Genomic DNA, 26867 nt, shown 5'->3' with positions numbered 1-26867 from the left:
CGTGTTTTTATGACCCAGACATCGGTTCCATCGTCAGCTCGTCGATCCCGGCTACGCCAGCAACTCGCCGCTCAAACATCGGCGGTGCCGGCATCGACTACACCTGTAACAGGCCCAAACAACGCGCCTTTTGTCGGGCGTGTTCCGGCGCAACCTCTGCAGCAGCAAATGTGGGCGTTGCAGGAACTGGCCCCAGACAGCGGCGCGGCGCTGGTGTCGCGGGCCTGGCGCATCAGCGGGCAGCTCAACGTTGCGCAGCTCCGTCAGGCCGCGCAGCAGCTTGTCACGGCACATGACGCGCTGCGGTCGTGTTTGGTTCTGGCGGATGGGTGCCTGCAGGTTGAGGTCGCTGCCAGTGCCCTGGTCGATTTCGAAACGCGGGACCTGCGCCAGAAACCGGCCGATCTGGACGCGCAAATCGCTGAGTGTCGCCGCTTGGCGTTTGCACCTGAGGCCTCCAGCCTGATGCGGTTGCGGCTGTATCAGATCGGGGCGCAGGACTGGGTGTTGCTGTTGGTGCACCACCACGCCGTGCTGGACGGCTGGTCGGTCACCCGATTGCTGGAAGATCTGCGCCGGGCCTACGGCGCCCCCAATGCTGCGCTCACCCCGCCTAGCTACGGTTGGGGGGGCTATCTGTCTGATCTGTCTGCGGCGGATCTATCCGAAGCGGCAGCCCCGCAGCCGGGCGAACTGGAGCCGTTGCAGCTGCCATATGATTACGAGCGGCGCGGCACTGACCTGTCGGGACAGGCCCTGTGGCTGCACCTCAGTGCGGCGGAACGGCAGGGTATCGAAGCCCTGGCCGCCGATTTGCACGTGGGCGCTGCCGCAGTGCTGATGGCCGCATGGCGTCTGACGCTGGCCCGTATTTCGGGACAGGCGGAGTTTGCCCTTGGCACCGTCCTGTTTGGCCGCAACGCACCAGAGGTGCAGTCGCTCCTAGGGGGCTTTGTGCAGACCGCAAACTGTCAGGTTTCGCTGCGCTCAGGCATGACGTTCGGCCAATTGTGCCAGGCAGAGCAGGGGGCGTCCGCAGACCTCCTGGGGCAGGAGGGCACGCTGGATGGCGATCTGTCCCGTGACAGTTTTCAGGCGACCTTCAATTATCGCGGCTATCCAACCCGGGGGCTGACGCTGGAGGGCTGCAATTGCGAGGAATATGTGCTGGAGGCACAGACCGCCGCCTTTCCGCTGGGCTTCAACGTCGAACCCGATGGGGCAGGCTACGCGATTGAGCTGTTGTGGCAACGCGCCTGTTTTCAGGAAGAAACCGTCGCCAGGATCGCGGCGGAGTTTCGTGAGGTGCTGACCGCCGGTTTGGCGCAATCACAGGCCGCAATCTGGCCGCTTCGCCTGAGTGAGGCGGAGCGGGACGCGCGTCTGCTCCATGGTGATAGCGGCTTTTGGGCCAGCAGACAGGGCGTTGTGCCGGTGCGCGCCCAGCTGGAACGGGCCTTTGAGGTGTACAAAGGCTCTGTTGCGCTGCGCCATGGGGATCTGGAATGGGATTACGCGGACCTCGATCGACATAGCGCGCTTTGGGCACATTCGCTCACGCAACGCAACTTGGGTCCGGGGGATCTGGTGGCGATTGCACTGCCGCGCGGGCCAGCGTTTCTGGCTGCTGTGATCGGCACCTTTCGGGCAGGCTGCGCCTTTGTTCCGCTGTCGCCTGAGGATCCGCCCCATCGTCTGGTGCAGATGCTGCGCCACGCTCAGCCAAAGGTGCTGATCGCAGAGGTCGAAATGGGCGCAGAGCTGAACGCTCTTCTGGCTCAGAGTGCAACGGGCAGGGATACGCAGGAACTGGCGGTTCTGGCCGCACCCGATGCCGCCGAGACGGTCATGGCCGCAAAAGACTTCGCGCATGATCTGGCGCCCGACACACTGGCCTATGTGATGTTCACATCTGGCTCCAGCGGCACCCCAAAAGGGGTCGCGGTGTCTTTTGATGCGCTTTCTGCCCAGCTGTGCGTGCAGAGCCAGGTTTTCAAACTGCGGCCCAAGGGTCGGTTTCTGTCGGGCTGCAGTGTGACCTTTGATGTGGTGCTGCTGGAGTGGCTGTTGCCGCTCATTGCAGGCTCCGAACTGGTGATGCTGGAAGATCGCTATCGGCGCGATCCGTGGAAAATTGTCGAAATGTCTGAAGAGCGGCATTTCGATGTTCTGTCCGCCACACCAACGCTGTGGCAAATGCTGTTGAACGCCGGCCTGCGCGGCCATGACAGGCTGACGATGTTGACCGGCGGTGAAACCCTGCCTGCGTCGATCCAGAATGAATTGCTGCAACGCACCGATCGCCTGCTGAACGGGTACGGGCCAACCGAGGCGACGGTGGCAACCTCAATGGATCTGATCGATGAACCGGCTGAGCTGAACCCGACCCATGCCGCCACGGCCTCCTCAGTCGGTCATGTGCTGCCGGGGTATCTGGTGGCCGTTGTCGATCCCGAGGGGCAGCCCGTTTGGCCCGGCCAAATGGGGGAAATTTGGGTGCATGGTCAAGGACTTGCCTTGGGCTACCACAATGACCCGGTGCGCAGCGCGGTCAGTTTTCCAAAGGATCCGCCCGGATTGCCCAAGGGCCGCTGGTATCGGACCGGTGACTTGGGCCGCGTTCTTCCGGACGGCCCGCTTGGCTATGCCGGACGCATCGACGCGCAGGTCAAAATCTCCGGTCAGCGCATCGAGTTGGGTGAAGTGGAGGCAGCAGCCATCGCATCCGGTTTGCTGAAGGCTGCGGGTGCTTACGCCTTTGAACGGCAGGGGCGCCAGACGCTGGCCATGCATATTGTGCCGGCGTCAGACACTCCGGTTGGAACCCTGCCCGAATCCCTAAGGGAAGATCTGCTGCGCCACCTGCGCCGGGCATTGCCGGCGACATGGGTGCCGAGCCATCTGTTTGAAATCGCCGCCCTGCCGGTCAACAGCGCGGGTAAACTGGATCGCCGTGCTTTGCAGAACCTGTGCCGGGAGGGGCTGCGCAATGCTGAGGCGGCCCCAGATGCGGCCGCCACAACGGTTGAGATCGCGCCCGAAGTCCAACAGGCCTGGACCGCAGCGCTGGGCACCGCGCCGGTTGCGGCCGATGCTGACTTCTTTGATCTGGGTGGCAACTCTGCGCAGTTCATTGGCTTGCTAGCCGCTTTGCGAGAACAGACCAAGGCGCATCTGCCGGTGGATCACGCCTTTGAGCGGCCCACCCCCGCGGCATTGACTGACCTGTTGCGGGAAGAAAAACGCCTGAGTTTGCCCGACCCCCTGGTCGTGGCGCGGCAGGGCGACGTCTCCGCAACTACAAAAACACCGCTGGTCTTTGTGCCCGGCGTGCTGCCGATCTCCCCCAACTTGGTCTCTTTGCTGCAGATGCTGCCGCAGGACCAAAGCGTCTATCAGTTTCATCGCAAAACGATCCCCTATATCGGTCCCTTGGTGGCGTTCGCGGATCACACCAAACACTATGCGCAGATTGCGGATGAGGTGTTTGGCGGGACCGACATCCATGTATGTGGATTTTCCCACGGCGGCGGGGTGGCGGTGGAAACCGTGCGCGCCCTGCAGGCCCTTGGTCATAGACCGCAGTTGACCATTCTGGACCATGGTCTGGGGCTGAAGGTCCAAGACCGCCCGGACTTCCTGACCGCTTCACAGCAAGATCGGGCGAACTGCCTGAGGATTGCGCATCACTTTCATCCGGTGGAGGGCGACATTGCCTATTTCCGCAGCAGCGGCGGCCTTTACGGCATGTCGATGCTGGCCAAAGGCTGGGAAGATTACGCGTCCGGCACTGTCACGATCTACACCGCGATTGCCCGCCATTCCAATCTGTTGACCGGCGGCGCTAAGGATCTGGCCGATGCTGTGCAACGCTCCGTCCCGGCACTGGCGGTCTTGCACCCCCAACCGGGGGCAGGGGCGCGACGGGAGGTCGCCCATCTTATCGCTGATAACAAACCGGATGCTGCCTTTGACCAGTTGCGTGCGCTGGTGGAGGCCTATCCTTTGCACCCCTGGCAGGCGGGCTGTGCCTATCGTCTGGCCGATGATCTGGGCCGCGGGGACGAAGGCCGGGCTGTGTTGCGGCGCTGGCTGGCGCGGGCCCCGCGGTCTGTACCTGAAGGGGTGGAGCCGCTGTGCTGGCATACCGGACGCGCACATGCCTATGAAAAGCTTGGCCAACACGTGCGGTGTTTCCTGGCCTTGAAACGGGCCCGGAAAGAGTGTGAACCGACCTACGATCTTGAAGTGAACTACGCCCGCAAACTGCTGTACCTGCGGCAGGTGCGCGCCGCTCAAAAGGTGCTGGAGGCTGCACAAGCCAAGTGGGGTAGCGAAGCGCAGTTGGAGCTGGAACTGGGCATTTGCTACGCGCAACAGGGGCGGTTTGAAGAGGCGCTTGCGCTGTTTTACCAAGCGCTGGAGGTTTGGGACGATAACACCCGATTGCGGCTGTGGATTAAACGCGCGGAACGACGGGAAACCCGGTGGCGCCGGATCTTGAAGCGGCGGTGAAGGGGCGAGGTCGGGGCCTCACCCCTGTCAGCGACTTTAACTGGGCGTAAACTCTTGTCGCAGGATGTTTTTCTGCACTTTACCCATCGTGTTGCGGGGCAGTTCCGGCAGCATGCGGTAGTGGCGGGGATGTTTGAACCGGGCCAGCTTCTGCGCGACCTCTGTTTGCAGCACCTCTTGGGGCACCTCAGTGCCCGGCTCAGCCACGATGGCGGCGCAGACCGCTTCGCCAAAATCGGCGTCTGCCACGCCGTAGACCGCACTTTCCAGCACGCCGGGGATGTCGTTTAACACATCTTCAATCTCTTTGGGGTAGATGTTGTAGCCACCGGAGATGATCAGGTCCTTTTCACGCCCCACGATGGACAGGTAGCCCTGATCATCGATCCGGCCCAGATCGCCTGTGATGAAGTAGCCACTGTCGCGCAGCTCTTCGGCAGTTTTGTCCGGCATGTTCCAATAGCCCTTAAACACATTTGGGCCGCGGACCTCGATCATGCCGATCTCACCCTGTGCCAGGGGCTGGCCGTCTTGGGTGATCTGCACCTCAACCCCGGGCAGGGGTTTGCCCACAGTGCCGGCGCGACGCGCGCCGTCATAGGGGTTTGAGGTGTTCATGTTGGTTTCGGTCATGCCGTAGCGTTCCAGGATGCGGTGGCCGCTGCGGGCTTCAAACGCCTCATGGGTTTCCGCCAGCAGGGGCGCGCTGCCCGAGATGAACAGCCGCATCTGGGCGCAGGCGGCGCGGGTCAACCGGGCATCACCCAGCAGGCGGGTGTAAAAGGTCGGCACGCCCATCAGCATTGTCGAGTGGGGCAGCTCAGCAAGGATCTGGTCAGGGGAAAACCGTTCCATCAGCCGCACCTCAACCCCGGCCAGCAGCGCGGTGTTCATGGCCACAAACAGCCCGTGGGTGTGGAAAATGGGCAGGGCATGGATCAAGCGATCCGCTTCGGTGATCTGCCAGAGAGCGACCAGCGCTTCGGCGTTGGAGAGCATATTGCCATGGGTCAGCATTGCGCCCTTGGACCGTCCGGTGGTGCCGGAGGTGTAAAGCAGCGCGGCCAGATCATCGGGGCCACGGGGCACCGTTTGAAACTCTTCGGGGCAGGATTGCGCCGCCTCTGCCAGACTGCCCATGCCAGCTGCATCCAGCGTCAGCAGGGCCGCGGCGCTGGCTTCGGCGATGGGGGTGAGGGCGGCCTGCGCATCGGGGGTGCAAAGCACCAGTTTAGGGGCCGCATCGCCAATGAAATAGCGCAGCTCCTCAGTGGTGTAGGCGGTGTTCAGCGGCAGGTAGACCGCCCCGGCCTGCAGGCTGGCCGCATAGAGCGCCAGCACCTCCCAGCGTTTTGGCGCCTGAACCACCAAACGGTCGCCGGGGCTGACGCCGTTTTGCACCAGAACATGGGCAAATTGCGCGGCGCGGGCGATAAACTGGGCATAGGTGATACGGCTGCCGTCGTCGGTTTCCAGAAACACCACCTCTTGGCTGGCGTGGCGCCCGATCAGCGCATCATAAAGCGTATTGGTCATCTTCGGTCTCATTATTTGGGGATCAGCTGTCGGTTGGGCCGGATTGTTGGGGGCCGGGCAGCTGGGTCTGCGCGGCGCGGGCCTTGGCTTTGAGGGATTTGGAGGCGGCAATCGTCTGATTGAGGGCGAAGTCCTCATGATTGCGCTCGGTCTGGCTGAGGTCATAGTGATAGTTCACCATCACCCCATATGATTGCGCCGCCCCTTTGGGGCTGGCGTCGGCGGCCTCATGCACCTCCAGCACGGCGGCGCCGTTGCCCAGATGGAACCGCGCCACAGGATCCACCGGCAGCCCATCGCTGCGGCGGGCGTTCAGAAGGTAATGCGCAGCCAGATCACCAGGGGCGGGCGGAGGCGTGATGCCTTCGCCCTCAGCCCAGCGGCGCAGGCCGGGAATAGGTGACAAAGTGACAAAAGTTGTCAGCTGTGGCAGCGCCTGCGCCAGTTCCGAGGCCACCTGTTTGATCAGAAGGTTGCCGAAGCTGATCCCGGCAAGCCCTTTCTGACAGTTGGAGATGGAATAGAACACGGCTGTGCGCGCGGCCTCAATCTCCAGCTGTGCGCGGTCCTCGGCCAGCACCGCCTGGATCGAGCCCGGCACCGCCTCAGTCAGGGCGACCTCAACAAAGATCAGCGGTTCATCCGGCATGGCGGGGTGGAAAAAGGCAAAACAGCGCCGGTCCGGCGGATGTAGGCGGCGGCGCAGATCATCCCAGTCCTGAATTTCATGCACCGCCTCATAGGCGACGATCTTTTCCAGGATGCTGGCGGGTGTGTCCCAGCTGATCTGTTTCAGCACCAGAAAGCCGCGGTTGAACCAGCTGCGCAGCAGATGGGTCAGGTCCATATCGCTGCGTTTGAGCGTCGGGTGCTCCTTGAGCAGGCGCAGAAGATCCACCCGCATCCGCACCAGTTGGGCGGTGGCGCCTTCGGCCTGATTGAGGCGGCGAAACAGCTCCTGACGTTGGGGTTCGGCGGCGCGGGACAGGGCGGCAAAGGCCTTGGGGCTGGGATCATGGCCATAGGCGGCGGCCAGATCGGCCACTTCGCTGGCGTTCAGATCCAGCGCATCGTTCAGGAAATGGAAGAAGGCCAGTTTTTCGGTCGCGTCCAGACCGCCATAGCGGCGCAGGATGGCGCTGGCGATCTGACGGCCCGAGACCTGACCGCTGGTCGACAACAGGGCCCGGCACAGATCCTCAATCGGTTGCGCCTCCAGCTTGGGGCCGCCAATCCAGCGGCGGTCAAACAGGCCGGTCAGAAACTCAGATACAGCGGTTGCGCGCGCCATGTCTCAGCCCAGTTTAACCGTGTTGGTCGACAGCCCGACCGACAGCTGCAGCGACCCCTCATTGATCAGCCAGCGGCGCAGGCGGAAGCTGCGAGCGCCGCGTTGATGCATCGGATCGCCCTCGGCCAAACGGCGTGCGTGCTCCAGCGAATCGGCGCGGTAGACGATCAAACCGGTGCCCAGCATCATCTCACCGCTGTCATCGGACATCGGGCCGGCAAAGGCCAGATTGCCCGCCACTTCCAGATCCCGCTGATAGGCCAGGTGGTCCGGCAGCACCTCTGGCACAGGTGGCCCATCCTCAGAAGGCGTTGACTCAACAACATAAAGCTCCAGCGCCAGCGCGCCGCGCTCCTGTGCGTGGCTTTTGTATTCTCCCCAAGTCGGCATTTTCGGCTCCCAAGTAAAAATATCGATATTTATTGACAGTAGCATGAATAATCGTCAAATGTGAAGGAAAGTTAGGGAGAGGAAAAATGAAATTCCTTGTTGGTAAGGCGGACGCTGCATCTGGCGTCTTTCTGGTGTCGGGCGATCAGGCCCGGTTGATCGCAGATGCAGGGGACGACCTGATGGGGATGATCCAGTCCGGTGCAATTGCGCCCGACTATGATGCGCTGCCCGGCCCGGATGTTGCGGTGGCGGAGATCACCCCGGCATTGCCCGTGGCAGAGCCCGGCAAGATTATTTGCCTGGGTCTGAACTACGTCGATCACATCAAAGAGGGGGGCTATGACATCCCCGAATATCCGGCGCTGTTCATGCGGGCGCGCAATTCCATCATGCCGGCCGGCGCGCCGATGGTGCGGCCCAGCTGTTCGGAAAAGTTGGATTATGAGGTCGAACTGATGCTGATCGTCGGCAAAGGTGGCCGTCATATCAGTGAAGATCAGGCGCTGAGCCATGTCTTTGGCTACACGGTGTTTAATGACGGCTCGGTGCGCGACTATCAGCGCAAAACCCACCAGTGGACGCCGGGCAAGAACTTTGACGACACTGGCGCGATTGGTCCCTTTGTGGTCACGCCCGATGAGCTGCCCGAGGGGGCGACGGGCCTGAAGATCGAGAGCCGCGTGGGTGATGAGATCCTGCAAAGCGCCACCACCTCGGACATGATGTGGTCTGTGGCCAAAACCATTGCCACCATTTCAGAATACACCACCCTGGAAGAGGGTGATCTGATCGCCATGGGCACGCCCCCGGGTGTGGGCCACGCCAAAACGCCGCCCCGCTGGCTGCGCCCCGGTGAGATGGTTGAGGTCGAAATCGAAGGCATCGGAATCTGCGCCAGCCCGATTGTGGATGAGGCCGAGGCCTATGCAGGGGCGGCGGAATGACTGCCGCTGTAAATGCCCCTGTCGGTGAAGAGTTGGAGCGGCTGCGCGCCGCCGCTCAGGCCGATGTTCAGGCGCTGCGGGCGCGCAAAACCGCGCTGAGTGCGGATGGTATCGATCTGATCCTGCGCGGGGCCCGGTCGCATTATGCCTGGCAGGACCGCCCGGTTTCCGATGAGATACTGCATGCGCTTTATGAGATCACCGCCTCAGGGCCGACCAGCATGAACACCTGCCCGGCGCGGTTTGTCTTTGTCACCTCAGAGGCGGGCAAGGAACGGCTGGCGAAATCCCTGAAAGCCAAGAACATCGACAAGATGATGGCGGCGCCGGTGACGGCGATCATTGCCCATGATCTGGAGTTCTGGCAGGATCTGCCGTTTCTGTTTCCCCATGAGGACCGGCGCCCCTTCTTTGAAGGCAAGCCCGAACATTGCGAAATCACCGCCCTGCGCAACGGCACTTTGCAGGGTGCCTATTTCATGATCGCCGCCCGTGCCCTTGGGCTGGATGTCGGCGCAATGAGCGGATTTTCCAACGAAATTGTCGATCAGGAGTTCTTTGCCGGCACATCGATGCGGTCAAATTTCCTGTGTAATCTTGGCTATGCGGATGAAACGGCTCTGTTCCAGCGGTTGCCCCGTTTTTCATTTGCGCAGGCCTGTTCTTATGCGTGAGGCTTAGATGGCGATACGGCAAAAATCCACAATCAAGGTTCGGATGAACGGGCAGGGGCACAGCCACTCGCATTGCGATGTGATGGTGCGCGATCTGACCTCAACCATTGACGAACCGGTGGAACGCGGCGGCACCAATTTGGGCTTTTCGCCGACGGAAACCGCCTATGCAGCGCTGATCGGCTGCACCAATACGATCGGGCACAAATGTGCCGATAAGCTGGGGGTCGATATCGGCAACCTCAGCTTTGAGATGGTGGTCGATTTCGACCGTCGGGGCGTGATGCTGATGGAGGAAATCGACATCCCGTTCACTGCAATCCGTTTGTCCGTGACTGCACATGGCTCGGCAGAGCAAGCTGATCTGGAGCGGGTTGCAGAAGAAACCGCGAATTATTGCGCGGTGTCGAAAATGTTTGTCGCAGCCGGAACAGATGTGGAGGTTATCTGGTCCAAAGGCTGAGGCAGTGAGGAGCGAAGGCAAAATCAAGGGAGGAAGATGATGTCTGTATTTTCAAAAGGTTTGGCCCTCGGGGCCGCATTGACCGCGATTTCGGCAGTGCCGGGGTTTGCAACAGAAACCATCAAGGCTGTGGTCATTGATGGCTACCCGGCGCGCGCCCTGTGGGTGAAGGAATTCACCAACTTCTTTATCCCCGAGGTGGATAAGAAACTGGCCGAAACCGGCAACTACAAGATGGACTGGCAGGAAAGCTATGGCGGCTCCATCGTGAAGCCCAAAGGCGTTCTGGAAGGGGTGAAACTGGGGCTGGGCGACATCGGTATTGTCACCACCATTTTCCACTCATCGAAACTGCCCAGCCAGGCGATTTCGGCGGTGACCCCCTTTGTTGCAGCAGACTCGGTCGCGGTGGCCAAGGCGGTGGATGAGATCGCCAAAGAATTCCCCACCATGCAGAAAGAGTTTGAAAAGCAGAACCAGGTCTATCTGGCCACTGGTGTGGTGCTGGACACCTATCAGGTGTTCTCAAAAGACCCGATTGCCACGCCTGCTGACATGCAGGGCGCCAAGGTGGCAGGCGCCGGGATGAACCTGCGCTATCTGGAAGGCATCGATGGTGCCGCGGGTGTGCGCGGTGGTCTGACCGATTTCTACAACATGCTGCAGACCGGTCTGGTGGACAAAGCCATGCTGTGGCCTGAGGCGGCCAAGACCTTCAAGATCGCTGAAGTGGCACCGCATATGCTGCGGGTCGATCTGGGCGCGGTGAACTCCAAGACGATCACCGTCAATGCCGATTACTGGAAGGGCCTGCCGGATGAGGTGAAGGTCGCCCTGCAAGAGGTGGCGGTGATGTACCGCGATCACGTGGCGGGCATTGCGATGGAACGGGCACAAGAAAGCCGCGACGCCTATGTTGCAGCCGGTGGCACCATTGTTGAGGTTTCCATGGAAGACCGCAAAGCCTGGGCCGATGCGATGCCAAACATCGCCGCGGAATGGGCTGAAGGTCTGGACGGCAAAGGCGAACCGGGTTCCGAAATGCTGAACGCCTACCTCGCCAAGCTGCAGGCCTCTGGCTACGCCGGTGTGCGCGACTGGGCCGCTGAATAAGCCCCCCCACGTGCGTTAACGGAAAGGGCCGGACCCAATTATGTCGACTGTTTTAAACTCAATGGTTCTGGGCCTTTCCAGACTGGGCAACGCGCTGGCCATCGGCGCCAATGCCATCGGCACCCTGGTGGTGCTGGGCTTGGTGGCGGTGGTGAACTTTGACGTGGTGGCCCGCGGCGTCTTCAACGCGCCCTTCTTAGGTGCGGTGGAGGTGGTGCAGTTCTCCATGGTGCTGATCGTGTTCCTGCAATTGCCGGATGTGGTGCGGGTGAACCGCCTGACACGATCAGATGGGTTTTTGGGGGTGATTGCCCTCAAACGCCCCAAGCTGGCCGCGCAGATCCGCCGCATCATCGATACGATCTCGGCCGTGTTTATGGCGCTGATCACCGTGGCGATCTGGCCGGAATTTGTAGAAATGTGGGAAACCCAAGACTTCTTTGGCGTGCCCGGTGTCTTCACGGCGCCCTGGTGGCCGGTGAAACTGACGATCTTCCTCAGCGCGGCCCTGTGTGTGGTGATTTTTGCGCTGAAAGTGATCGGAGCGGGTGAGAAATCCGCCATCGTGCGGGTGCCCGAACATCAAGACCCTGAACATGAGGACAAAGAATGAGCCCTCTTGAAATTGGCATGCTGTCCGTCGCTGCCATCGTCTTCCTGATCTATATGGGGCTCTATATCCCCATCACGCTCGGGGTGGTGTCTTTCGTGTCGATCTGGCTGATGCGGGACAACTTTGATCTGGCGATGAACCTGTTGAAAGTTGCGGTGTCTGACAGCGTGATGGAATACACTTTCGCCACCGTGCCGCTGTTTACCTTCATGGGGCTGATCGTCTCCAAGGCGGGGCTGGGCAGTGACGTCTATGAGGTCATGAGCTCCGGCTTTCGCCGGGTCAAAGGTGGCATCGGCATGGCCACGGTGGGGGCCAATGCGGTCTTTGCTGCGGTGACCGGATCCTCAATCGCGTCGGCCTCGGTCTTTTCCAAAGTCTCGGTGCCGCAGATGCTGCAATATGATTACAACCCGCGCTTTGCGGTTGGGGTTGTGGCAGGCTCTTCGGTGCTGGGCATGATCATCCCGCCCTCGGCCATGTTGATCATCTATTCCTTTGTGGCAGAACAGTCGGTGGGCGAAATGTTCCTGGCCGGTGTGGTGCCGGGGCTGATGCTGGCGGTGGCCTATGTGGCGGCGATCTGGTTCATGGGGCGGTTTTTCCCAGCCTTTGTCGGCGGGCGCTCTGCCGATGATTTCCGGCCCATCCCCTGGGGGGAGATTGCGCTGAAAACCCTGCCAACCCTCGTCATCATCGCGGTGGTGCTGGGCGGTATCTACACCGGTTGGCTGACCCCGGTGGAGGCCGGTGCTGCGGGATCGGTTGTGGCGCTGCTGATCGCAATGGCGCGTGGCCGCATGACCCTGAAAGGGTTCTGGGAGGCGCTTCTGGAAACCGGTCATATCACCGCGTCGATCCTGTTCCTGATCACCGCCGCCTCAATCTACAGCCGGATGTTGGGCCTTGCCGGCCTGCCAAATGAGCTGGGCGATATGTTGGCGGCCAGTCAGGTCAGTTTCTTCTGGATCATGGTGCTTTATGTGCTCCTGATGCTGTTCCTTGGAACGTTGTTGGACACGGCTTCGATCATACTGATCGTGGTGCCCCTGTTCCTGCCATTGGTGGAGCCGATGGGCCTCAGCCTTGTCTGGTTTGGCATCATCACTGTGGTTGGCGCCGAAATTGGCCTGCTGACCCCGCCGCTTGGCATATCCTGCTTTGTGATCAAAGCCACGCTGAACGACGACCGTATTTCGCTGAAGGATGTCTTCCTTGGCGCGCTGCCGTTCGCGGCTGTGATGCTGGTCGTGCTGATCCTGCTGATCCGCTACCCGGCGCTCAGCCTCGCAATTCTGAACTAGGAGGCGCAGATGCGTTCCGTCACCAAAGACAATATCACTGAGGTTTTCACCTCTTACTTCGGCGAGGATACAGATCCGCGGGTCCGTGAAGTTCTGGGGGCGCTGGCCCGTCACATCCATGACTTTGCCCGCGAAGTGAACCTGACCCATGAGGAATGGCAGGTGGGGATCGATTTCCTGACCCGCGCCGGTGACATCACCACGCCTGAGCGGCATGAGTTTGTGCTGCTGTCGGATGTGCTGGGCCTGTCCTCACTGGTTGATATGCTGCATTCGCGTGAGGATGCGACCAGTTCCTCGGTGCTGGGGCCGTTCCACGTGTCCAACCCGCCGCCGCTGGAAATTGGCGGCGACATGAAGCGTGACTTTGAGGGTGAGGTACTGCTGGTCGAAGGCACGGTGCGTGACACCGAGGGCAACCCGATCCCAGGGGCGGAGATTGATATCTGGCAGACCGCGCCAAACGGGCTGTATTCCAGTCAGGACCCGGATCAGGACATTCATTCGTTCCATGGTCTGATGAAGGCTGATGAAAACGGCCGCTATGCGTTCACCACGGTGCGTCCGGTCAGTTACACGGTGCCTGATGACGGGCCGGTGGGGGACATCCTTCGCGCGGCAGGGCGGCATCCGTGGCGGCCGTCACATCTGCATTACATCGTGTCCGCCAAGGGCTTCCGCAATCTGGTGACCGAGGTTTTCCCGGATGATGACCCCTACCTTGACGAAGATACGGTCTTTGGGGTGCGCAGCGATCTGGTGATGACTTATGAACCCCAACCCGCTGGCAGCTTCCCTGAAGGTTTTGCCCTGTCAGGGCAGGTGCCTGAGGCCTACTCGCGGGTTGACTTTGATCTGGTGTTGGCCGCCGAATAAGCCGCCGCACAGGTGGCCTGGGCCAGATCCCTGGCCCAGTTTTCCGATCTCATGGGGGAGTGGCCCTATTCGGGGAACTGGGCCGTCAGATAAGCACCGGTCTGGCGGTAGTGATGCAGCAGACGCTCCACCGCCAGATCCGCATCGCGGTTGATGGCCGCCTCAAGGATTTCCGCGTGTTCTTTGCCAATGTCGCGCTTTTTGTAGCCGCTGGCCTGTTCCGCCAGATAGCGGTAGCGGATGTTCAGATCATAAAGCTGGGTGCAGAACTTCAGCAAAATGGGGGATCCGCAGGCCTCCAGCAGGGCCATGTGGAAATCCTTGTGCCGCTGTTCAAACACCTCAACATCTTCGCGCGGCTGGCGCACCATCCGGTGATGGACCAGAACGGCGCGTTCTTCCCAGGCCTCATCTGCGGCGGCAATGGACTGGCGCAGCGCCATTTCTTCCAGGTAGCAGCGCAGGCGCAGGATTTCCTCAAAGTTGGCTTTGCTGACGGCGGCGGTGCGAAAGCCCCGCTGGTCAATCCGTTCCACCAGCTGATCTGAGGTCAGCAGGCTCAGCGCTTCGCGCACGGGTGAGGCACCGGTGTCCAGCACCTGCCGCAGCCGTTCGATCTTGAGTTTTTCACCCGGCGGCAGCTCGCCCACCACAATCATGCGCCGCAACGCCTGATAGGCGAGCTGCGTGGCTGAGGTATTGGCCGTTTCGGCGGGCTGGGTCGGGGCGAGCGTGGATTTGTCCATGCTGCTAAAATATCGTTTTTCAGAAGGTATTCAATGAAAAGCGTATATTTTTCTGCGCCCCATGCGTTGCCGAATGGGGCGCGGCGCCGATTAGGCCAAGGGCGCGGCCTTCATGGTATCCGGCGCGGCAACCCCTAACAAAGACAGGATCGTTGGCGCAAGGGCGCGTTGATCCAAAACCTGCCCCTCTGGTGCGGTGATGGCCGTGTCGAAGGCAAAGAAGGGCACGTTAACCAAAGACGGCGCATCGCCGCCGTGATCGCCGTGTTCATCCATGCCGTGATCGGCGGTGATCAGCACCTGATAACCTGCCTCCCGTAGGCGAGGGATCAGCTGGGCCAGGGCCTTGTCGACCTTGCCGGCCTGCCGTTCATAGGCCGCCCCCAGCCCGGTGTGGGTGTGCCCCAGCGTGTCACAGCTGGAGGAATGCAGCAGAAGGTAATCCGGCGCGTGCCGTCTGGCGATGCCCCAGAGCTGGCCACAAAGATCCACCTCCGCCGGTTGCACCGCATTGTCGGCGTCATAGCCATCCATGCTGTAGTAGCGGCCATGGGTGATCGCGCTGTGCGGATCGTCCACCTCCACATGGTCAAACGGGTCAAAGGCGGATCCGGCAAACAGGCTGTGGAAATAGCTATGGCCCACCACGCCACTGGTTTTGCCTGCGCCCTGCAAGGCGCTGAACACATTGGGGTGGGGGCAGGGGCGCAGGCCTTCGTTGTCCATCAGCCCATGATCTGCCGGGGCTAGCCCGGTGTGGATCGTTTCATAAAGCGGCGCCGAGATGGTGGGCAGGCAGGCCTGCATGGTCCAGAGGCGGGCATCGCCCTTGGCCACCGAGCCCATGAGCCAGTCGCAACATTTGCGCGCGGTGTCCTCGCGCAGCCCATCGATGATGATCAGACAGGTTTTGGTCATCGTTTAGAGATCCTTCACCTTGTCAGCGCTCAATGGGCAGCTGAGGTAGACGCCAAATTCCTTGCCGATATCGGCGCTGACACGGGCATGAACCGCGCCCTGACGGTCCAGAAACCGCTGGCTGTCCTCGACCGGGAAGACACCTTCGTGCCAGATGCCGGCATGGATGTAGATCCCGGCGCTGCCATCGCCCCAGAAGGCCACAACCTTTTCCGGGCTCAGATTGTCACCGGGCAGGGCGGCGGGCACGATGAAGGGTTTTCGGTCCAGCGGAAAGAACAGCTGCCCGCCATCGGGGTGGTAGTTCATATGCCACAACAGCACCTGATCCCGTGGGGCGGTCTGGCTGTCGGTGCGGGCCTTTTGCGGATCGTTCGACCAGCCCAGAACATAGTTGCCTTTCACCGCTTCGTTTTCGCCATAAAGCACATCCCCGCGCCAGTCGCATTTGAACGTGCCTTCGACATAGCCACCTTCATCGCCGGTGCCCTCATCAATCGGCCGCCAGCCCTGTTGCGGCCAACGGGTGATTTCAATGTCAAAGGTGGCAGGGTCCTCGACCAGCTGGCCATAGCCCTTGAGGCTGTCATTGGTGGCGCGGATCAGCGGCACCTCATGCCAGGGCAGCGACGGTTTGCTGCTGGCTTCAAACATATACTCAGGCGCGCTCATGACTGGCCCCGCATATGGGCATCGACCAGCCGCTGTACCCGTGGGGCAAAGTGACGGAAATCCGGGGTCTCCATATCAGCGATTTTACCCGCCTCATCCAGATAGCGCACCGCAATGATCTCTTTGAGGTTGGGGTTCTTTTCGAACTCGGCCACCTCTTCGGCGGACATCGGGCCGCCCTGCAGGTTCAGCGAGTGGATGGAGGCCTCGGACAGGCGATCAAAATAGCTGGGCTTGGTGGCACAGAGATACCGTTTGGCGGCAACGTGATAGCGACAGCAATCGGTCACCACCGAAGGGAAGAACTGTTCCAGCACCTCAGCGCCGGCATCTTCGTGGTGGCGGTCTTCGGTGTCATCCATGGTGAAGGTGCCAAACTCGGACGTGAAATGACCGATGTCATGCAGCAGCGCACCCACGATGATCTCATCCGGTTGGTTGTTCTGCTCAGCGATTGTGGCGCCCTGCAGCATATGTTCGCCCATGGTTACAGGCTCGCCCAGATATTCCTCAGCGCCGCGCCGTTCAAAGATCGAGGCGAGGAATTCCACAATGTTGTCGGCGTTCAGATCGTTTACGGTGACGCTCATTCCGCCGCCTCCTGCAATGCACGACGGCGGGCATCACGGGTGGAGCGCAGGCCGTCCTTATCCGCGTAACAGCCCTGCAGCCAACGGGTGCCGGTGCCGGAATAGGCCTTGCGGGCATGCAGCACACGGGTGTTGTCGACAACAAACCCTTCCCCCGGTTCCAGACGGAATGTCACCTCCATCGCCGGGTCATCGATGATTTCACCCAGCCGGCGATAGGCCGCATACCACAGCGCCATCTGATCAAACGGAATATCGGTCACCGCCGCGAGGGAGCGGTTGTTGAACCGCACGCCCACCAGTTCGCCATCAGGCGCCAGTTCGATCATCGGACGGCGCGCGGTCAGGCAGACACCTTCTTCGCCGGCATATTCGAAATGGGCGCAGTGGTTGGCCAGCGCATCGAAATAGGCCGGGTTTTCTGCCTGCAAACGGCGGGCGCAGGCAAAACCGTCAACCACCATGTTTTCCCCGCCCGCGGCCGAGCTTTCGAGGCAATAGAGCACCTGAATGGAGGGCACGGGATCCCGGTAGGGGTTATCAGTATGGGCCTGCAGCCCCAGCCCGGTGAAGGCCAGGTTGGTGGGGTTCACCTCAGTGCGGACCTCAAAGTGGCGGCCATAGTTGGTTTCGCGCACATGGCCAAACAGATCAACAACCTGAAACAGCGCCCCATCGGCGATCGGCCCGCCCTCAATCTTGCCAAAACCATAGCGCGCGACGGCGTCAATCCAGTCATCAAAGGCGCTGCCACGGGTGGAAAGTTCGGCGAATTGGCCGGTGGGCACATCGTTTTGCAGCCCACTGTCCCAGGTGGAGATATCCGGTTGCAGCCAGCCGCGCCCCTCGGGTGCTGCGCGATCATAGGCATGGGCGATCAGCCAGTTAGGATCAAAGACCACGGTTTTGCCTTCCGGGGCAAAGCTGACCTCCAGCCCGGCGGCGGTGACCGCGCAGGCGCTGATCCGCGTGTCGGCGGGAATGTCGCGCAGCGCAATCAGCCGCTGGCCATTGCCCGGCGCGCGGGTCTCAGGATCCGGCGCATTGTCGCGCAGCCAAATGGCGTGGAATCGCAAAGCGCCGTCATTGCTGTCAAGGGTGAGGAAATCGCCACTGGCGTCGAGAAGAGCTTGCATGGGGCACCTTTCAGGCTGGCTCAGTCATCTGTGGCTTCCTTGTCAGCCATTCCCATTATAAACTCAAATCAGAAAAATGCCCTCTGAGTATCGGTTTGATTTATGCAAGAGCCCAGCTTTCAACTGCCGCAACTGGAATGGATCCGCGCCTTTGAGGCGGCCGCACGGCTGGGCAGTTTTACCGCCGCTGCCCGCGAAACCGGGTTGACCCAGCCCGCGATCAGCCAACGCATCAGCCAGCTGGAGGCGCATCTGGGCGCACAGCTGTTCCTGCGGCAGGCGCGCACAATTACGCTGAGTGTTGAAGGCGAGGCCTGGCTGCCCCATGTGCAGGCGGCGCTGCAGGAGTTGAGCGAAAGCTCGGAGATGCTGTTTGCGCGCGACCGCACCCATCTGACCTTTTCCGCCAGCCAGTCGGTGATTGCGCTGTTTCTCGTCCCCCGTCTGGCCGAGGTTGAGCGCGTCACAGGGGCGTCAATTTCCGTGCAATCCTATGTGCTTGGCGGCCAGAGTGCGACATTGGATGAGGTGATCCAGATCCGTTATGGCGCCGGCGACTGGCCGCATCACTATCAAATGCCGCTTTATGATGAGGAGCTGGCTCCGGTTGCTGCCCCGCAGCTGCTGGCGCAGGGGCCAGGGCAGGGGGACTGGACCGCCCTGCCTCGCATTGCTTGCACCGGCCCGAGGCCGGACTGGCACGCCTTCACCCGCGCCTTTGGATTGCCCGCCACCCCCGGTGCCGAGGCGCTGCGCTTTGACACCTTCCATGCCGCGCTGGAGGCGGCAAAATCAGGCCTCGGCGTCGCGCTGGCCTCACTGCCGCTCTGCACCGAAGACCTGCGAGAGGGCCGTCTGGTGCAACTGGGATCCGAGGTGCTGCCACATGGCGAAACCTATTGGCTCCTCGCCTCCAAACGCGCCATCCGCCGCCGCCAATGGGACGCCCTGACCACCACTTTGCTTCAGTCAAAGGGGTGAGGATATCGCCTCTTCAGCAATCAACCTGGATTTCATGCGCCATCTCATTCAACTGATGGCGCACCGGCCCGCGGAGGTGCGGGCCGGTGGTTGGGTTAGATGTGCAATGCGTGGCCTAAGGCGCGCAGGCAGGCCTCTTGCAGGCCTTCGGACTGGGTTGGATGGGCGTGGATTGTGGATCCGATGTCTTCCAGACAGGCGCCCATTTCGATGGCGAGCGAGAAGGCTGCGGAGAGTTCTGAGACCCCGGCGCCAACCGCCTGCAGCCCCAGCACCGCATGATCTGCCTCACGGAAGACCACCCGGATGAAGCCATCTTCGCGTTCGCAGGTCATCGCGCGGCCGTTGGCCATGAAGGGAAATTCAGACGCTTTGGTGCCCTCAACCTCGCCCGGCAGGGCGCCGCAGGTGACAATCTCAGGGTCAGTAAAACAGACCGCCGGAATGGCGCGTTTGTCCCATTCCACGGCATGGCCAGCGATGTGCTCCGCCACCATTTCGCCCTGCGCCATCGCCCGATGGGCCAGCATCGGCTCCCCGGTGACATCGCCGATCGCATAGATCCCGCGCATTGAGGTCTGGCAGGTCTGATCGATCCGAATGAACGGCCCGTCCAGCGTCAGTGCCAGTTCTTCCACGCCGATGCCCTGCGTCCGTGGACGGCGGCCGACGGTGACCAGCACCTTATCCGCCTGAACGACACCCTGATCGGTGGTGAGCTGCCCCTCGGCAAAGCCTTCGGCCTTGGCCCCGGTCATCACGGTCACACCCAGCGCCGCCAGACGTTTGGCCACCGGCGCGGTCAGCGCCTTGTCATAGGTTGGCAGGATCCGATCCGCCGCCTCAACCACAGTGACCTTGGTGCCCAGTTTGGCAAAGGCCGTGCCCAGTTCCAGACCGATATAGCCGCCGCCCACAACGGCCAGTGTGTCCGGCACGCTGTCCAGGGACAGCGCCTCGGTCGAGGAGAGGATATCGCCGCCAAACGGCAGGAACGGCAGCTCAACCGGGGCGGAGCCTGAGGCGATCACCACATGTTCCGCGCGGATCTGTGTGACCTCATCGCCATTGCTGACGGCGACGGTTTTTCCATCAAGGAAGCGGGCCCGCCCTTGCACATACTGCGCGCCCGCGCGTTTCATCAACCCGGCAACACCTCCCGTCAGACGGGAGACGATGCCGTCTTTCCAGGCCACGGTTTCGGCCAGATCGATGTTGGCGTCCCCGGTTTTGATGCCCAAGGGGCCGTCATTGGCATGGGTGATCTTGTGGAATTCATCCGCCGCATGGATCAGCGCCTTGGAGGGGATGCAGCCGATGTTCAGGCAGGTGCCGCCCGGTGCGGCCTCATCCACCACAATCGTGTCAATGCCCAGCTGGCCGGCACGGATCGCACAGACATAGCCGCCGGGACCGGCGCCAATGATCAGAAGTTTACATTTCTTATCAGCCATTTACCCCTCCACAAACAGCATCGCTGGGGTTTCCAGCAGGGTCTTGAGTTTCTGCACGAACACTGCCGCATCCCAGCCATCGATCACCCGGTGATCAAAGGAGCAGGAGATGTTCATCATCTTGCGCGGCTGGAACTGCTGGCCGTCCCAGACCGGACGGATCTGCATTTTGTTCACGCCCACAATGGCCACTTCGGGGTGGTTGATGATCGGCGTTGTTGCCAGGGCGCCAAGCGGGCCCAGCGAGGTGATGGTGATCGTGCCGCCCTGCAACTCATCAATCTTGATGGTGCCGTCACGGGCGGCATCGGCCAGCCGGCCAAGCTCGGTCGCATTGTCCCAGAGGCTGCCTGCCTCAGCATGGCGGATCACCGGCACGTTCAACCCGTTCGGGGTTTGCGTGGCGATGCCCACATGCACCCCGCCGTGGCGATGGATCACACCGGCCTCATCATCATAGTGCGCGTTCAGTTCGGGCTGTTCACGCACCGCTTCGACGATGGCGCGCATCAGGAACGGCAGGATGGTCAGCTTGGGGCGGTCGCCCTTGTGTTTGGCGTTGAGCGCCGCGCGGAGGCTTTCAAGCGCCTCCATCTCGACTTCTTCGACGATGGTGATATGCGGGATCTGCCGTTTGGAGATCTGCATCTTCTCGGCGATCTTACGGCGCATGCCGATGACGCGCACTTCTTCGATGCCGGTGTTGGCAGCGCGGGTCACGCCGCCCTGCTGGATACCGCCAGAGGCGATCCAGCGATCCAGATCCTCATGGCTGATCCGACCGGCAGGGCCGGACCCCGGCACCTGACGCAGGTCGATGCCTTCGTCACGGGCGCGGCCCCGCACAGAAGGTGACGCCAGCGGTTTGGTGCCCTGCGCGCGTGCCACGATAGGGGCTGCAGAACTCGCAGGCGCCGGCGTGGGTTTCGGCGCAGGTGCAGCCACCGGCTTCGGCGCCTCCGGCTTGGGGGCCGGTGCGGCAGCGGGCGGTGGTGCGGCGTCTTCAGCGATGTCGCCTTCGTTGCCCTCGCCGTCCACTTCGATCCGGATCAACACGGCGCCAACGGCCATCAGCGTGCCAATCTCACCGCCCAATTCGACCACTTTGCCCTCAACCGAGGACGGCACTTCCACCGCGGCCTTATCGGTCATGACAACCGCCAGGATGTCGTCTTCTTTGACGATATCGCCCGGTTTCACCTGCCATTCGGTCAATTCGGCCTCGGCAATGCCTTCACCGATATCGGGCAGTCTGATTGCGTGAATACCCATGGCTTACCCCTCCATCACTTTTTTCAAGGCTTCCCCAACACGGGCCGGACCCGGGAAATATTCCCATTCCTGCGCGTGCGGATAGGGCGTGTCCCATCCGGTCACGCGGATCATCGGCGCCTCGAGGTGGTAAAAACAGCTTTCCTGCACAAGGCTCATCAGCTCAGCACCAAAGCCCGAGGTGCGGGTAGCCTCATGCACGATGACGCAGCGGCCGGTTTTTTGAACCGAGGCGACGATTGTGTCCAGATCCAACGGCATCAGGGTGCGCAGGTCGATCACCTCAGCGTCGACGCCAGCCTCTTCCGCGGCGGCCTCGGCAACGTAAACCATTGTCCCGTAGGCCAAAACCGTCACATCCGCACCTTCACGGGTGATCTTGGCCTTGCCCAGCGGCACCGACACATCGCCATCAGGCACGTCGCCCAGCGGGTGTTTCTTCCATGAGGTCAGGGGGCGGTCATGGTGGCCGTCAAACGGGCCGTTATAAAGCCGTTTGGGTTCGAGGAAGATCACCGGATCGGGATCCGCAACCGCCGATAGGAACAACCCCTTGGCATCTGCCGGGTTTGAGGGGATCACCACCTTCAGGCCCGACACATGGGTAAAGATCGCCTCGGGTGACTGGCTGTGGGTCTGGCCGCCAAAGATGCCGCCGCCGGTGGGCATGCGGATCACCAGCGGACAGGTGAAATCCCCGTTTGAGCGATGCCGCAAGCGCGCCGCCTCAGACACGATCTGGTCATAGGCGGGATAGACATAGTCAGCGAACTGAATTTCGATCACCGGTTTCAGCCCATAGGCCGCCATGCCAATGGCGGTGCCCACGATCCCGCTTTCGTTGATCGGGGCATCAAAGCAGCGTGCGCTGCCGTATTTTTCCTGCAGGCCAGCGGTACAGCGGAACACACCGCCGAAAAACCCGACGTCTTCGCCAAAGACCACCACTTTGTCATCCGCAGCCATCGCCACGTCATGGGCGTCCCGGATGGCTTCAATCATTGTCATCTGTGCCATGATTAATACCCCGCTTCCTGACGTTGCCGGATCAGATGAGGCGGCATGGTTTCATAAACCCCTTCGAACATGTCGCGGGGGCTGGGGGCCTGACCGTCACCAAGGGTGCCAACTGCTTCGGCCTGTTTTTGAATGGTGGTGACCTCATCCAGAATTTCCGCTTCGGCTTGTGTGTGACGGTCCTCAGTCCATTCCCCGATGGCGATCAGATGCGCCTTGAGGCGTTCCAGCGGATCGCCCAGGGGCCAGGCGTCGGCTTCGCTGCCGGACCGATAAGCCGATGGATCATCCGAGGTGGAATGCCCGCCCGCGCGGTAGGTCACATGTTCGATCAAGGTTGGCCCATGGCCCAGACGGGCCCGTTCAGCCGCCCATTTGGCCACCGCATGCACCGCCAGATAATCGTTGCCGTCCACCCGGATAGAGGCAATGCCAAAGCCATGGCCGCGCGCCGCAAAGGTGCCGACACCGCCACGTGCGATGCCCTGGAAGGTCGAAATGGCCCATTGGTTGTTGACGATATTCAACACCACCGGCGCCTTATAGGTGGAGGCAAAGACCATCGCCGAATGGAAATCGCTTTCGGCGGTGGAGCCATCCCCGATCCAGCCGGTGGCGATCTTGGTATCGCCCGAAATGGCAGAGGCCATGGCCCAACCCACCGATTGCACAAACTGGGTGCCAAGGTTGCCTGAGATCGAGAAGAACCCATGCGCCTTCGACGAATACATGATCGGCAACTGGCGCCCGTGCAGCGGATCTTCGGCGTTGGAATAGATCTGGTTCATCATCGTCAGCATCGGATAGTCCGAGGCGATCAACAGACCGGCCTGACGATAGGTGGGGAAGTTCATGTCCCCCGGCTGCAGGGCGCGGGCAAAGGCGCAGCTCACCGCCTCTTCACCCAAATGCTGCATGTAGAAACTGGTCTTGCCCTGCCGCTGTGCGGTCTGCATCCGCGCATCAAAGGTCCGCAGCGTCATCATGTGACGCAGACCTTGGCGCAGCTCCTCCGCCGTCAGGGCCCCGGCCCAGTCCCCAACGGCCTGACCGTCCTTGTTCAGGACCCGCACAATGGAAAACGCCATATCGCGGATCGTGTCGGGATCCACATCCACAGGGGGGCGTTGGACCTCCCCCGCACGTGGAATTTCAAAGTCCGAAAAATCAGGCGTGTCGCCGGGTCTGCACCCCGGTTCCGGCACATTGAGTGAAAGCGGTTCATAGGTAGATGTCATCCGACCCCCCTCCGGTCTGGGTGAACGCAAGGGGCATGCCCTGCGGTAAGTCTGAGTCTTCTGCCACCAGCATAACAGATCATGGCTGGCGCAGGTTCGGCTGCGCAGTATTCTAGGGGAAACAGAGTAGTTGCTTAACGCAATTCTGACAGCTATCCTGACCTAAATCAGCTCCAAATCACTAAGGATCCGCAGAAACATGGCCAAAATCACCCTAGATCATCTGGATCGAGAGATTTTGCGTGCACTGGAGGCTGACAGCCGGATTTCACTGGTTCATCTGTCTGAACGCATTGGCCTCTCCGCCACCCCCTGCAAACGTCGTTTGGCGCGGCTGCAGGACAGCGGGCTGATCGCCCACTACGGCGTGACGCTCGATCGCAAGGTCGCGGGCCATGGCATCACCGCCTATGTCTCGGTCGAGTTGGAGCGCACAGACGCCGAACAGATCGCCGATTTCCAACGCCAGGTCAGCCTGTTTGAAGAGGTGGTGACCGGCACGCTGATGACCGGGGCACAGGATTTCCTGTTGGAAGTCGCCGTCGAAAGCCTGGAGGAATTTGACATGTTCCTGCAGTCAAAGCTGATGCGCATTCCCGGCCTGCGCAACGTAAAGTCCCGGTTTGCCTTGCAAAAATTCATCAACCGCAACCGGTTGCCCTAAGCGCTTTTTCCTGCGGTGCTTTCAAAAGCTTTTCGTTAAAGGGTCTGCCAAACCCTCCGGGATGGACTGCTTGATCAGTGCCTTTGCCCAAAACCGTTGGGAAGGAAAATAACAACCCCGGTCCTGATACGATCTTCCTTTTTGGTTGGACGCTACTATTCTTGGCAAAGCCATGATTATGAACCGACGTCATTTCCTCGCAAGTAGCGCTGGGCTGGCCCTTTCCGCCTGCGTGGCCGGCAGGTCCCCGACGGCAACGGGGGCTGGTGTCAGCAACCTGCCATCAGACCTCAAACCGGTAGCCAACCCGGCATTTGCAAATTGGATCGCGAATTTCAGACCACGCGCGCGGGCCGCAGGCATTTCCGAAAGTACCTTGCAGGTGGCTTTCGCAAATGTTGGCTACCTGCCCGGGGTCATCACCCGGGACAAAACCCAGATTCAAACCCGGCGCACTTTGGAAGAATACCTGTCGATTGCCACGTCAGATGACAGGCTGGCAAAAGGCCGCGCCGCTCTGACGAAACATGCAAGTACACTTGCCGCGATTGAACGAAAATACGGTGTCAGCGCGCAGATCGTTGCGGCGATTTGGGGCATGGAAAGTCAGTTTGGCGAAAAGCGTGGACAGATCCCGGTGATCTCCTCCACAGCGACGCTTGCCTTTGAAGGCCGCCGTGGCGCCTTTTACGAAACGCAGCTGATCGCCGCCTTGCGCATTCTTGAGCGTGGCGACATCTCACCGGCCAAACTGACCGGCAGCTGGGCGGGGGCGATGGGGCACACGCAGTTCATTCCCACCTCCTACCAGTCATTTGCTGTCGATTTCACCGGTGATGGCAGGCGCGATGTCTGGGGGCAGGATCCAAGCGACGCGCTGGCCTCCACCGCCAGCTATCTGGCGCGCAACGGCTGGCAATCCGGATTGACTTGGGGGGCGGAGGCCGGACCTAGCGCACCACTAGGACGCACCATCCAGCCGCAACAGGGCGGCGTCAGCTTCGTGATCACCCGCAATTTCAATGTGCTGAAGACCTATAACAACTCCGATTTCTACGCGCTCGGGGTGGGCCATCTCGCCGATCGCCTCGGCGGGGCGGGCCCCCTGCGCGGAACCTTCCCGCCCGATACCAATGGGTTGACCAAAGCAGATCGGCTGGCACTCCAACGTGGTTTGCAAGCCAAAGGGTACGACGTTGGCACGGTTGACGGTGTGATCGGCGCCAAAACCGAAGCCGCCATTCGCGATTTTCAGAAACGACAAGGGCTGGCAATCACCGGTATAGCCAACCGCGATCTGCTTGCCCGCCTGAGTTAACCAATCTTAAGAAAAGCCAGAAACGGATCCTCCGACCAAACGGAGCCGCAGGGACGAGCTTCGGCAAACAAGTTGGAAATCCGAAGGCGCCGTGGTTTAAGCGGGCGAAACAGGAAAGGAATTTTCGTATCACTAAGTTCGACCCAGAGACGCTGCCCAAAGCCCATCAGGACGTGGTCAAAACCACCCGTCTTTGGCTTGATCAAATGGTCGTCGGGCTCAACCTATGTCCGTTTTCACTGAGTGTCATCGCCCGCAACCAAGTCCATTATGCCGTCTGTGACGCCACCGCGGATGCGGAATTGAGGCAGTTTTTTTTGGATGAATTGCAGCGCCTGCTTGGGGCCAACGAAAATGATGTCGCGACAAGCTTGCTCATGTTCACCCAGGGTGTGGAGGCGTTTGAGGATTACCTCGACCTCCTCGATTGGTTCCAGCAATTGTTGGAGGATGCGGATCTGACCGATCATGTGCAGCTGGCGTCCTTTCATCCACACTATCAGTTTGAGGGGGTGGATGCAGAGGATCTCAGCCACTTCACCAATCGCGCGCCCTACCCAACGATTCACCTGCTGCGTCAGGATCACATGGCGCGGATCCTCACCCATGTTTCGAACCCTGAGAAGATCTACCTGGACAATATCGAAACGTTGAAAAAACTGGGCCGTCCGCAAGTCGAAGCTCTTTGCCCCTGGGGGAAGTGATGTGTTTGCAGTGACTTGTCGCTGCCTCCGTTACCTAACTATACGGGCGGATCACTTCAGTGGGGGAGGATCACGCAGGTGGGCCCGGACGGTCACGGTTTCGAAGCGCCCGGCGTAGGCTTGCCACCTATACACGATCCGGTCATTCGCCAGAAAACTAACCGAACCGCCAAGTGTGGGATGATTCCCGCTAACAGTTGGGGAGCCACCATTACTTTCGTATTTCGGTTTCTCTATGAGAATCTTCTCCTTCATCTTCGAGAAAACTCTGCTTACGCACACTTCAAAATTTCGGGGGGATTTCAATTTTTGACCAAAAGCCCTCTGTCGATCGACTTGATCATACTTCAGATGTTCGGCTCTTGCCGGAAAACCTGTATCACGAGTTGCGGCGCATACGGGGTGCTACTACGTGATTGTTTGGAACTAGATTAG

At 60.8% G+C, this 26867-nt stretch carries 24 protein-coding genes; 12 read left to right on the top strand and 12 right to left on the bottom strand.

Annotated elements, in window-relative coordinates:
• The first annotated feature begins 9 nt into the window (after nucleotides 1-9).
• A complete protein-coding gene (locus ACORLH_RS14430) occupies nucleotides 10-4515 on the top strand; it encodes a non-ribosomal peptide synthetase (RefSeq protein ID WP_321829061.1) in 4506 nt (1501 codons plus the stop codon).
• A gap of 36 nt (nucleotides 4516-4551) precedes the next feature.
• Here ACORLH_RS14430 and ACORLH_RS14425 read toward each other — a convergent pair whose 3' ends face one another.
• From ACORLH_RS14425 to ACORLH_RS14415, 3 genes are read right to left on the bottom strand one after another with little or no spacing between them, the layout of a single operon-like run.
• On the bottom strand, nucleotides 4552-6051 hold the full coding sequence (locus tag ACORLH_RS14425; protein WP_321829060.1) for a malonyl-CoA synthase: 1500 nt from the start codon (nucleotides 6049-6051) through the stop codon (nucleotides 4552-4554).
• Between the two features lie 22 nt (nucleotides 6052-6073).
• Nucleotides 6074-7342, bottom strand: a complete 1269-nt coding sequence (locus tag ACORLH_RS14420; RefSeq protein ID WP_321829059.1) for a malonyl-CoA decarboxylase — start codon at nucleotides 7340-7342, stop codon at nucleotides 6074-6076.
• Between the two features lie 3 nt (nucleotides 7343-7345).
• The gene (locus ACORLH_RS14415; protein WP_321829058.1) at nucleotides 7346-7732 is read right to left on the bottom strand and encodes a YciI family protein; all 387 of its coding nucleotides are present in this window, start codon (nucleotides 7730-7732) and stop codon (nucleotides 7346-7348) included.
• A gap of 86 nt (nucleotides 7733-7818) precedes the next feature.
• Between ACORLH_RS14415 and ACORLH_RS14410 the strand changes: the two genes are divergently transcribed.
• From ACORLH_RS14410 to ACORLH_RS14380, 7 genes are read left to right on the top strand one after another with little or no spacing between them, the layout of a single operon-like run.
• Nucleotides 7819-8679 carry a fumarylacetoacetate hydrolase family protein gene (locus ACORLH_RS14410; RefSeq protein ID WP_321829057.1) on the top strand — a complete coding sequence of 287 codons (861 nt, stop codon included), beginning with the start codon at nucleotides 7819-7821 and terminating at the stop codon, nucleotides 8677-8679.
• Complete coding sequence (locus ACORLH_RS14405) at nucleotides 8676-9353, top strand: malonic semialdehyde reductase (RefSeq protein WP_321829056.1); 678 nt, start codon at nucleotides 8676-8678, stop codon at nucleotides 9351-9353. Before ACORLH_RS14410 ends, ACORLH_RS14405 begins: the two co-directional genes overlap by 4 nt.
• Before the next feature lie 7 nt (nucleotides 9354-9360).
• Entirely contained in the window at nucleotides 9361-9816 is a 456-nt protein-coding gene (locus tag ACORLH_RS14400) for an OsmC family protein (RefSeq protein WP_321829055.1), read from the top strand.
• Between the two features lie 39 nt (nucleotides 9817-9855).
• The gene (locus ACORLH_RS14395) at nucleotides 9856-10929 is read left to right on the top strand and encodes a C4-dicarboxylate TRAP transporter substrate-binding protein (RefSeq protein WP_321829054.1); all 1074 of its coding nucleotides are present in this window, start codon (nucleotides 9856-9858) and stop codon (nucleotides 10927-10929) included.
• Between the two features lie 40 nt (nucleotides 10930-10969).
• A complete protein-coding gene (locus ACORLH_RS14390; RefSeq protein ID WP_321829053.1) occupies nucleotides 10970-11542 on the top strand; it encodes a TRAP transporter small permease in 573 nt (190 codons plus the stop codon).
• The gene (locus ACORLH_RS14385; RefSeq protein WP_321829052.1) at nucleotides 11539-12846 is read left to right on the top strand and encodes a TRAP transporter large permease; all 1308 of its coding nucleotides are present in this window, start codon (nucleotides 11539-11541) and stop codon (nucleotides 12844-12846) included. Before ACORLH_RS14390 ends, ACORLH_RS14385 begins: the two co-directional genes overlap by 4 nt.
• 9 nt (nucleotides 12847-12855) lie before the next feature.
• Nucleotides 12856-13722: a dioxygenase gene (locus ACORLH_RS14380; RefSeq protein ID WP_321829051.1), complete on the top strand. Its 867-nt coding sequence runs from the start codon at nucleotides 12856-12858 to the stop codon at nucleotides 13720-13722.
• A 65-nt stretch (nucleotides 13723-13787) separates the two neighbouring features.
• On the opposite strand, the gene ACORLH_RS14375 is transcribed toward ACORLH_RS14380, so the two are convergent.
• The 5 genes from ACORLH_RS14375 to tmpA all read right to left on the bottom strand — a co-directional run bounded on the left by ACORLH_RS14375 (nucleotide 13788) and on the right by tmpA (nucleotide 17784).
• Nucleotides 13788-14468, bottom strand: a complete 681-nt coding sequence (locus tag ACORLH_RS14375) for a GntR family transcriptional regulator (protein ID WP_321829050.1) — start codon at nucleotides 14466-14468, stop codon at nucleotides 13788-13790.
• 90 nt (nucleotides 14469-14558) lie between these two features.
• Entirely contained in the window at nucleotides 14559-15386 is an 828-nt protein-coding gene (locus ACORLH_RS14370; protein WP_321829049.1) for an alkaline phosphatase family protein, read from the bottom strand.
• Between the two features lie 3 nt (nucleotides 15387-15389).
• A complete protein-coding gene (locus ACORLH_RS14365; protein ID WP_321829048.1) occupies nucleotides 15390-16058 on the bottom strand; it encodes an ureidoglycolate lyase in 669 nt (222 codons plus the stop codon).
• On the bottom strand, nucleotides 16055-16648 hold the full coding sequence (gene tmpB / locus ACORLH_RS14360; RefSeq protein ID WP_321829047.1) for an HD domain-containing protein: 594 nt from the start codon (nucleotides 16646-16648) through the stop codon (nucleotides 16055-16057). The genes ACORLH_RS14365 and tmpB overlap by 4 nt, the downstream gene beginning before the upstream one ends.
• Nucleotides 16645-17784 carry a TauD/TfdA family dioxygenase gene (gene tmpA, locus ACORLH_RS14355; protein WP_321829046.1) on the bottom strand — a complete coding sequence of 380 codons (1140 nt, stop codon included), beginning with the start codon at nucleotides 17782-17784 and terminating at the stop codon, nucleotides 16645-16647. Before tmpA ends, tmpB begins: the two co-directional genes overlap by 4 nt.
• A gap of 102 nt (nucleotides 17785-17886) precedes the next feature.
• On the opposite strand from tmpA, the gene ACORLH_RS14350 reads away from it, so the two are divergent.
• The gene (locus ACORLH_RS14350) at nucleotides 17887-18765 is read left to right on the top strand and encodes a LysR family transcriptional regulator (RefSeq protein WP_321829045.1); all 879 of its coding nucleotides are present in this window, start codon (nucleotides 17887-17889) and stop codon (nucleotides 18763-18765) included.
• Between the two features lie 95 nt (nucleotides 18766-18860).
• Here ACORLH_RS14350 and lpdA read toward each other — a convergent pair whose 3' ends face one another.
• Genes lpdA through ACORLH_RS14330 form a run of 4 tightly spaced genes read right to left on the bottom strand, consistent with a single transcriptional unit; the run spans nucleotide 18861 to nucleotide 23746 of the window.
• Nucleotides 18861-20219: a dihydrolipoyl dehydrogenase gene (gene lpdA, locus ACORLH_RS14345; RefSeq protein WP_321829044.1), complete on the bottom strand. Its 1359-nt coding sequence runs from the start codon at nucleotides 20217-20219 to the stop codon at nucleotides 18861-18863.
• Nucleotides 20220-21491 carry a dihydrolipoamide acetyltransferase family protein gene (locus tag ACORLH_RS14340; protein WP_321829043.1) on the bottom strand — a complete coding sequence of 424 codons (1272 nt, stop codon included), beginning with the start codon at nucleotides 21489-21491 and terminating at the stop codon, nucleotides 20220-20222. It lies immediately after the preceding gene.
• 3 nt (nucleotides 21492-21494) lie between these two features.
• Nucleotides 21495-22508: an alpha-ketoacid dehydrogenase subunit beta gene (locus ACORLH_RS14335; RefSeq protein ID WP_321829042.1), complete on the bottom strand. Its 1014-nt coding sequence runs from the start codon at nucleotides 22506-22508 to the stop codon at nucleotides 21495-21497.
• A gap of 2 nt (nucleotides 22509-22510) precedes the next feature.
• Nucleotides 22511-23746 carry a 3-methyl-2-oxobutanoate dehydrogenase (2-methylpropanoyl-transferring) subunit alpha gene (locus ACORLH_RS14330; RefSeq protein WP_321829041.1) on the bottom strand — a complete coding sequence of 412 codons (1236 nt, stop codon included), beginning with the start codon at nucleotides 23744-23746 and terminating at the stop codon, nucleotides 22511-22513.
• A 199-nt stretch (nucleotides 23747-23945) separates the two neighbouring features.
• Between ACORLH_RS14330 and ACORLH_RS14325 the strand changes: the two genes are divergently transcribed.
• The 3 genes from ACORLH_RS14325 (at nucleotide 23946) to ACORLH_RS14315 (ending at nucleotide 26432) form a co-directional block, all read left to right on the top strand.
• A complete protein-coding gene (locus tag ACORLH_RS14325) occupies nucleotides 23946-24410 on the top strand; it encodes an Lrp/AsnC family transcriptional regulator (protein WP_321829040.1) in 465 nt (154 codons plus the stop codon).
• Between the two features lie 172 nt (nucleotides 24411-24582).
• The gene (locus ACORLH_RS14320; RefSeq protein WP_321829039.1) at nucleotides 24583-25728 is read left to right on the top strand and encodes a lytic murein transglycosylase; all 1146 of its coding nucleotides are present in this window, start codon (nucleotides 24583-24585) and stop codon (nucleotides 25726-25728) included.
• Between the two features lie 173 nt (nucleotides 25729-25901).
• The gene (locus ACORLH_RS14315; RefSeq protein WP_321829038.1) at nucleotides 25902-26432 is read left to right on the top strand and encodes a DUF1415 domain-containing protein; all 531 of its coding nucleotides are present in this window, start codon (nucleotides 25902-25904) and stop codon (nucleotides 26430-26432) included.
• Nucleotides 26433-26867 lie beyond the last annotated feature (435 nt).

It is taken from the genome of Thalassovita sp., from assembly GCF_963691685.1.
Lineage (GTDB): Bacteria > Pseudomonadota > Alphaproteobacteria > Rhodobacterales > Rhodobacteraceae > Thalassobius.
Note: the sequence above shows the minus strand (reverse complement) of the source record. Positions and strands in the feature narration are given on the sequence as shown.

What these genes read in the sequence shown, in the direction of transcription:
- ACORLH_RS14430 (WP_321829061.1), top strand. Translation starts at nt 10, where the DNA reads ATGACCCAGACATCGGTTCCATCGTCAGCTCGTCGATCCCGGCTACGC.
- ACORLH_RS14425 (WP_321829060.1), bottom strand. Translation starts at nt 6,051, where the DNA reads ATGACCAATACGCTTTATGATGCGCTGATCGGGCGCCACGCCAGCCAA.
- ACORLH_RS14420 (WP_321829059.1), bottom strand. Translation starts at nt 7,342, where the DNA reads ATGGCGCGCGCAACCGCTGTATCTGAGTTTCTGACCGGCCTGTTTGAC.
- ACORLH_RS14415 (WP_321829058.1), bottom strand. Translation starts at nt 7,732, where the DNA reads ATGCCGACTTGGGGAGAATACAAAAGCCACGCACAGGAGCGCGGCGCG.
- ACORLH_RS14410 (WP_321829057.1), top strand. Translation starts at nt 7,819, where the DNA reads ATGAAATTCCTTGTTGGTAAGGCGGACGCTGCATCTGGCGTCTTTCTG.
- ACORLH_RS14405 (WP_321829056.1), top strand. Translation starts at nt 8,676, where the DNA reads ATGACTGCCGCTGTAAATGCCCCTGTCGGTGAAGAGTTGGAGCGGCTG.
- ACORLH_RS14400 (WP_321829055.1), top strand. Translation starts at nt 9,361, where the DNA reads ATGGCGATACGGCAAAAATCCACAATCAAGGTTCGGATGAACGGGCAG.
- ACORLH_RS14395 (WP_321829054.1), top strand. Translation starts at nt 9,856, where the DNA reads ATGTCTGTATTTTCAAAAGGTTTGGCCCTCGGGGCCGCATTGACCGCG.
- ACORLH_RS14390 (WP_321829053.1), top strand. Translation starts at nt 10,970, where the DNA reads ATGTCGACTGTTTTAAACTCAATGGTTCTGGGCCTTTCCAGACTGGGC.
- ACORLH_RS14385 (WP_321829052.1), top strand. Translation starts at nt 11,539, where the DNA reads ATGAGCCCTCTTGAAATTGGCATGCTGTCCGTCGCTGCCATCGTCTTC.
- ACORLH_RS14380 (WP_321829051.1), top strand. Translation starts at nt 12,856, where the DNA reads ATGCGTTCCGTCACCAAAGACAATATCACTGAGGTTTTCACCTCTTAC.
- ACORLH_RS14375 (WP_321829050.1), bottom strand. Translation starts at nt 14,468, where the DNA reads ATGGACAAATCCACGCTCGCCCCGACCCAGCCCGCCGAAACGGCCAAT.
- ACORLH_RS14370 (WP_321829049.1), bottom strand. Translation starts at nt 15,386, where the DNA reads ATGACCAAAACCTGTCTGATCATCATCGATGGGCTGCGCGAGGACACC.
- ACORLH_RS14365 (WP_321829048.1), bottom strand. Translation starts at nt 16,058, where the DNA reads ATGAGCGCGCCTGAGTATATGTTTGAAGCCAGCAGCAAACCGTCGCTG.
- tmpB (WP_321829047.1), bottom strand. Translation starts at nt 16,648, where the DNA reads ATGAGCGTCACCGTAAACGATCTGAACGCCGACAACATTGTGGAATTC.
- tmpA (WP_321829046.1), bottom strand. Translation starts at nt 17,784, where the DNA reads ATGCAAGCTCTTCTCGACGCCAGTGGCGATTTCCTCACCCTTGACAGC.
- ACORLH_RS14350 (WP_321829045.1), top strand. Translation starts at nt 17,887, where the DNA reads ATGCAAGAGCCCAGCTTTCAACTGCCGCAACTGGAATGGATCCGCGCC.
- lpdA (WP_321829044.1), bottom strand. Translation starts at nt 20,219, where the DNA reads ATGGCTGATAAGAAATGTAAACTTCTGATCATTGGCGCCGGTCCCGGC.
- ACORLH_RS14340 (WP_321829043.1), bottom strand. Translation starts at nt 21,491, where the DNA reads ATGGGTATTCACGCAATCAGACTGCCCGATATCGGTGAAGGCATTGCC.
- ACORLH_RS14335 (WP_321829042.1), bottom strand. Translation starts at nt 22,508, where the DNA reads ATGGCACAGATGACAATGATTGAAGCCATCCGGGACGCCCATGACGTG.
- ACORLH_RS14330 (WP_321829041.1), bottom strand. Translation starts at nt 23,746, where the DNA reads ATGACATCTACCTATGAACCGCTTTCACTCAATGTGCCGGAACCGGGG.
- ACORLH_RS14325 (WP_321829040.1), top strand. Translation starts at nt 23,946, where the DNA reads ATGGCCAAAATCACCCTAGATCATCTGGATCGAGAGATTTTGCGTGCA.
- ACORLH_RS14320 (WP_321829039.1), top strand. Translation starts at nt 24,583, where the DNA reads ATGATTATGAACCGACGTCATTTCCTCGCAAGTAGCGCTGGGCTGGCC.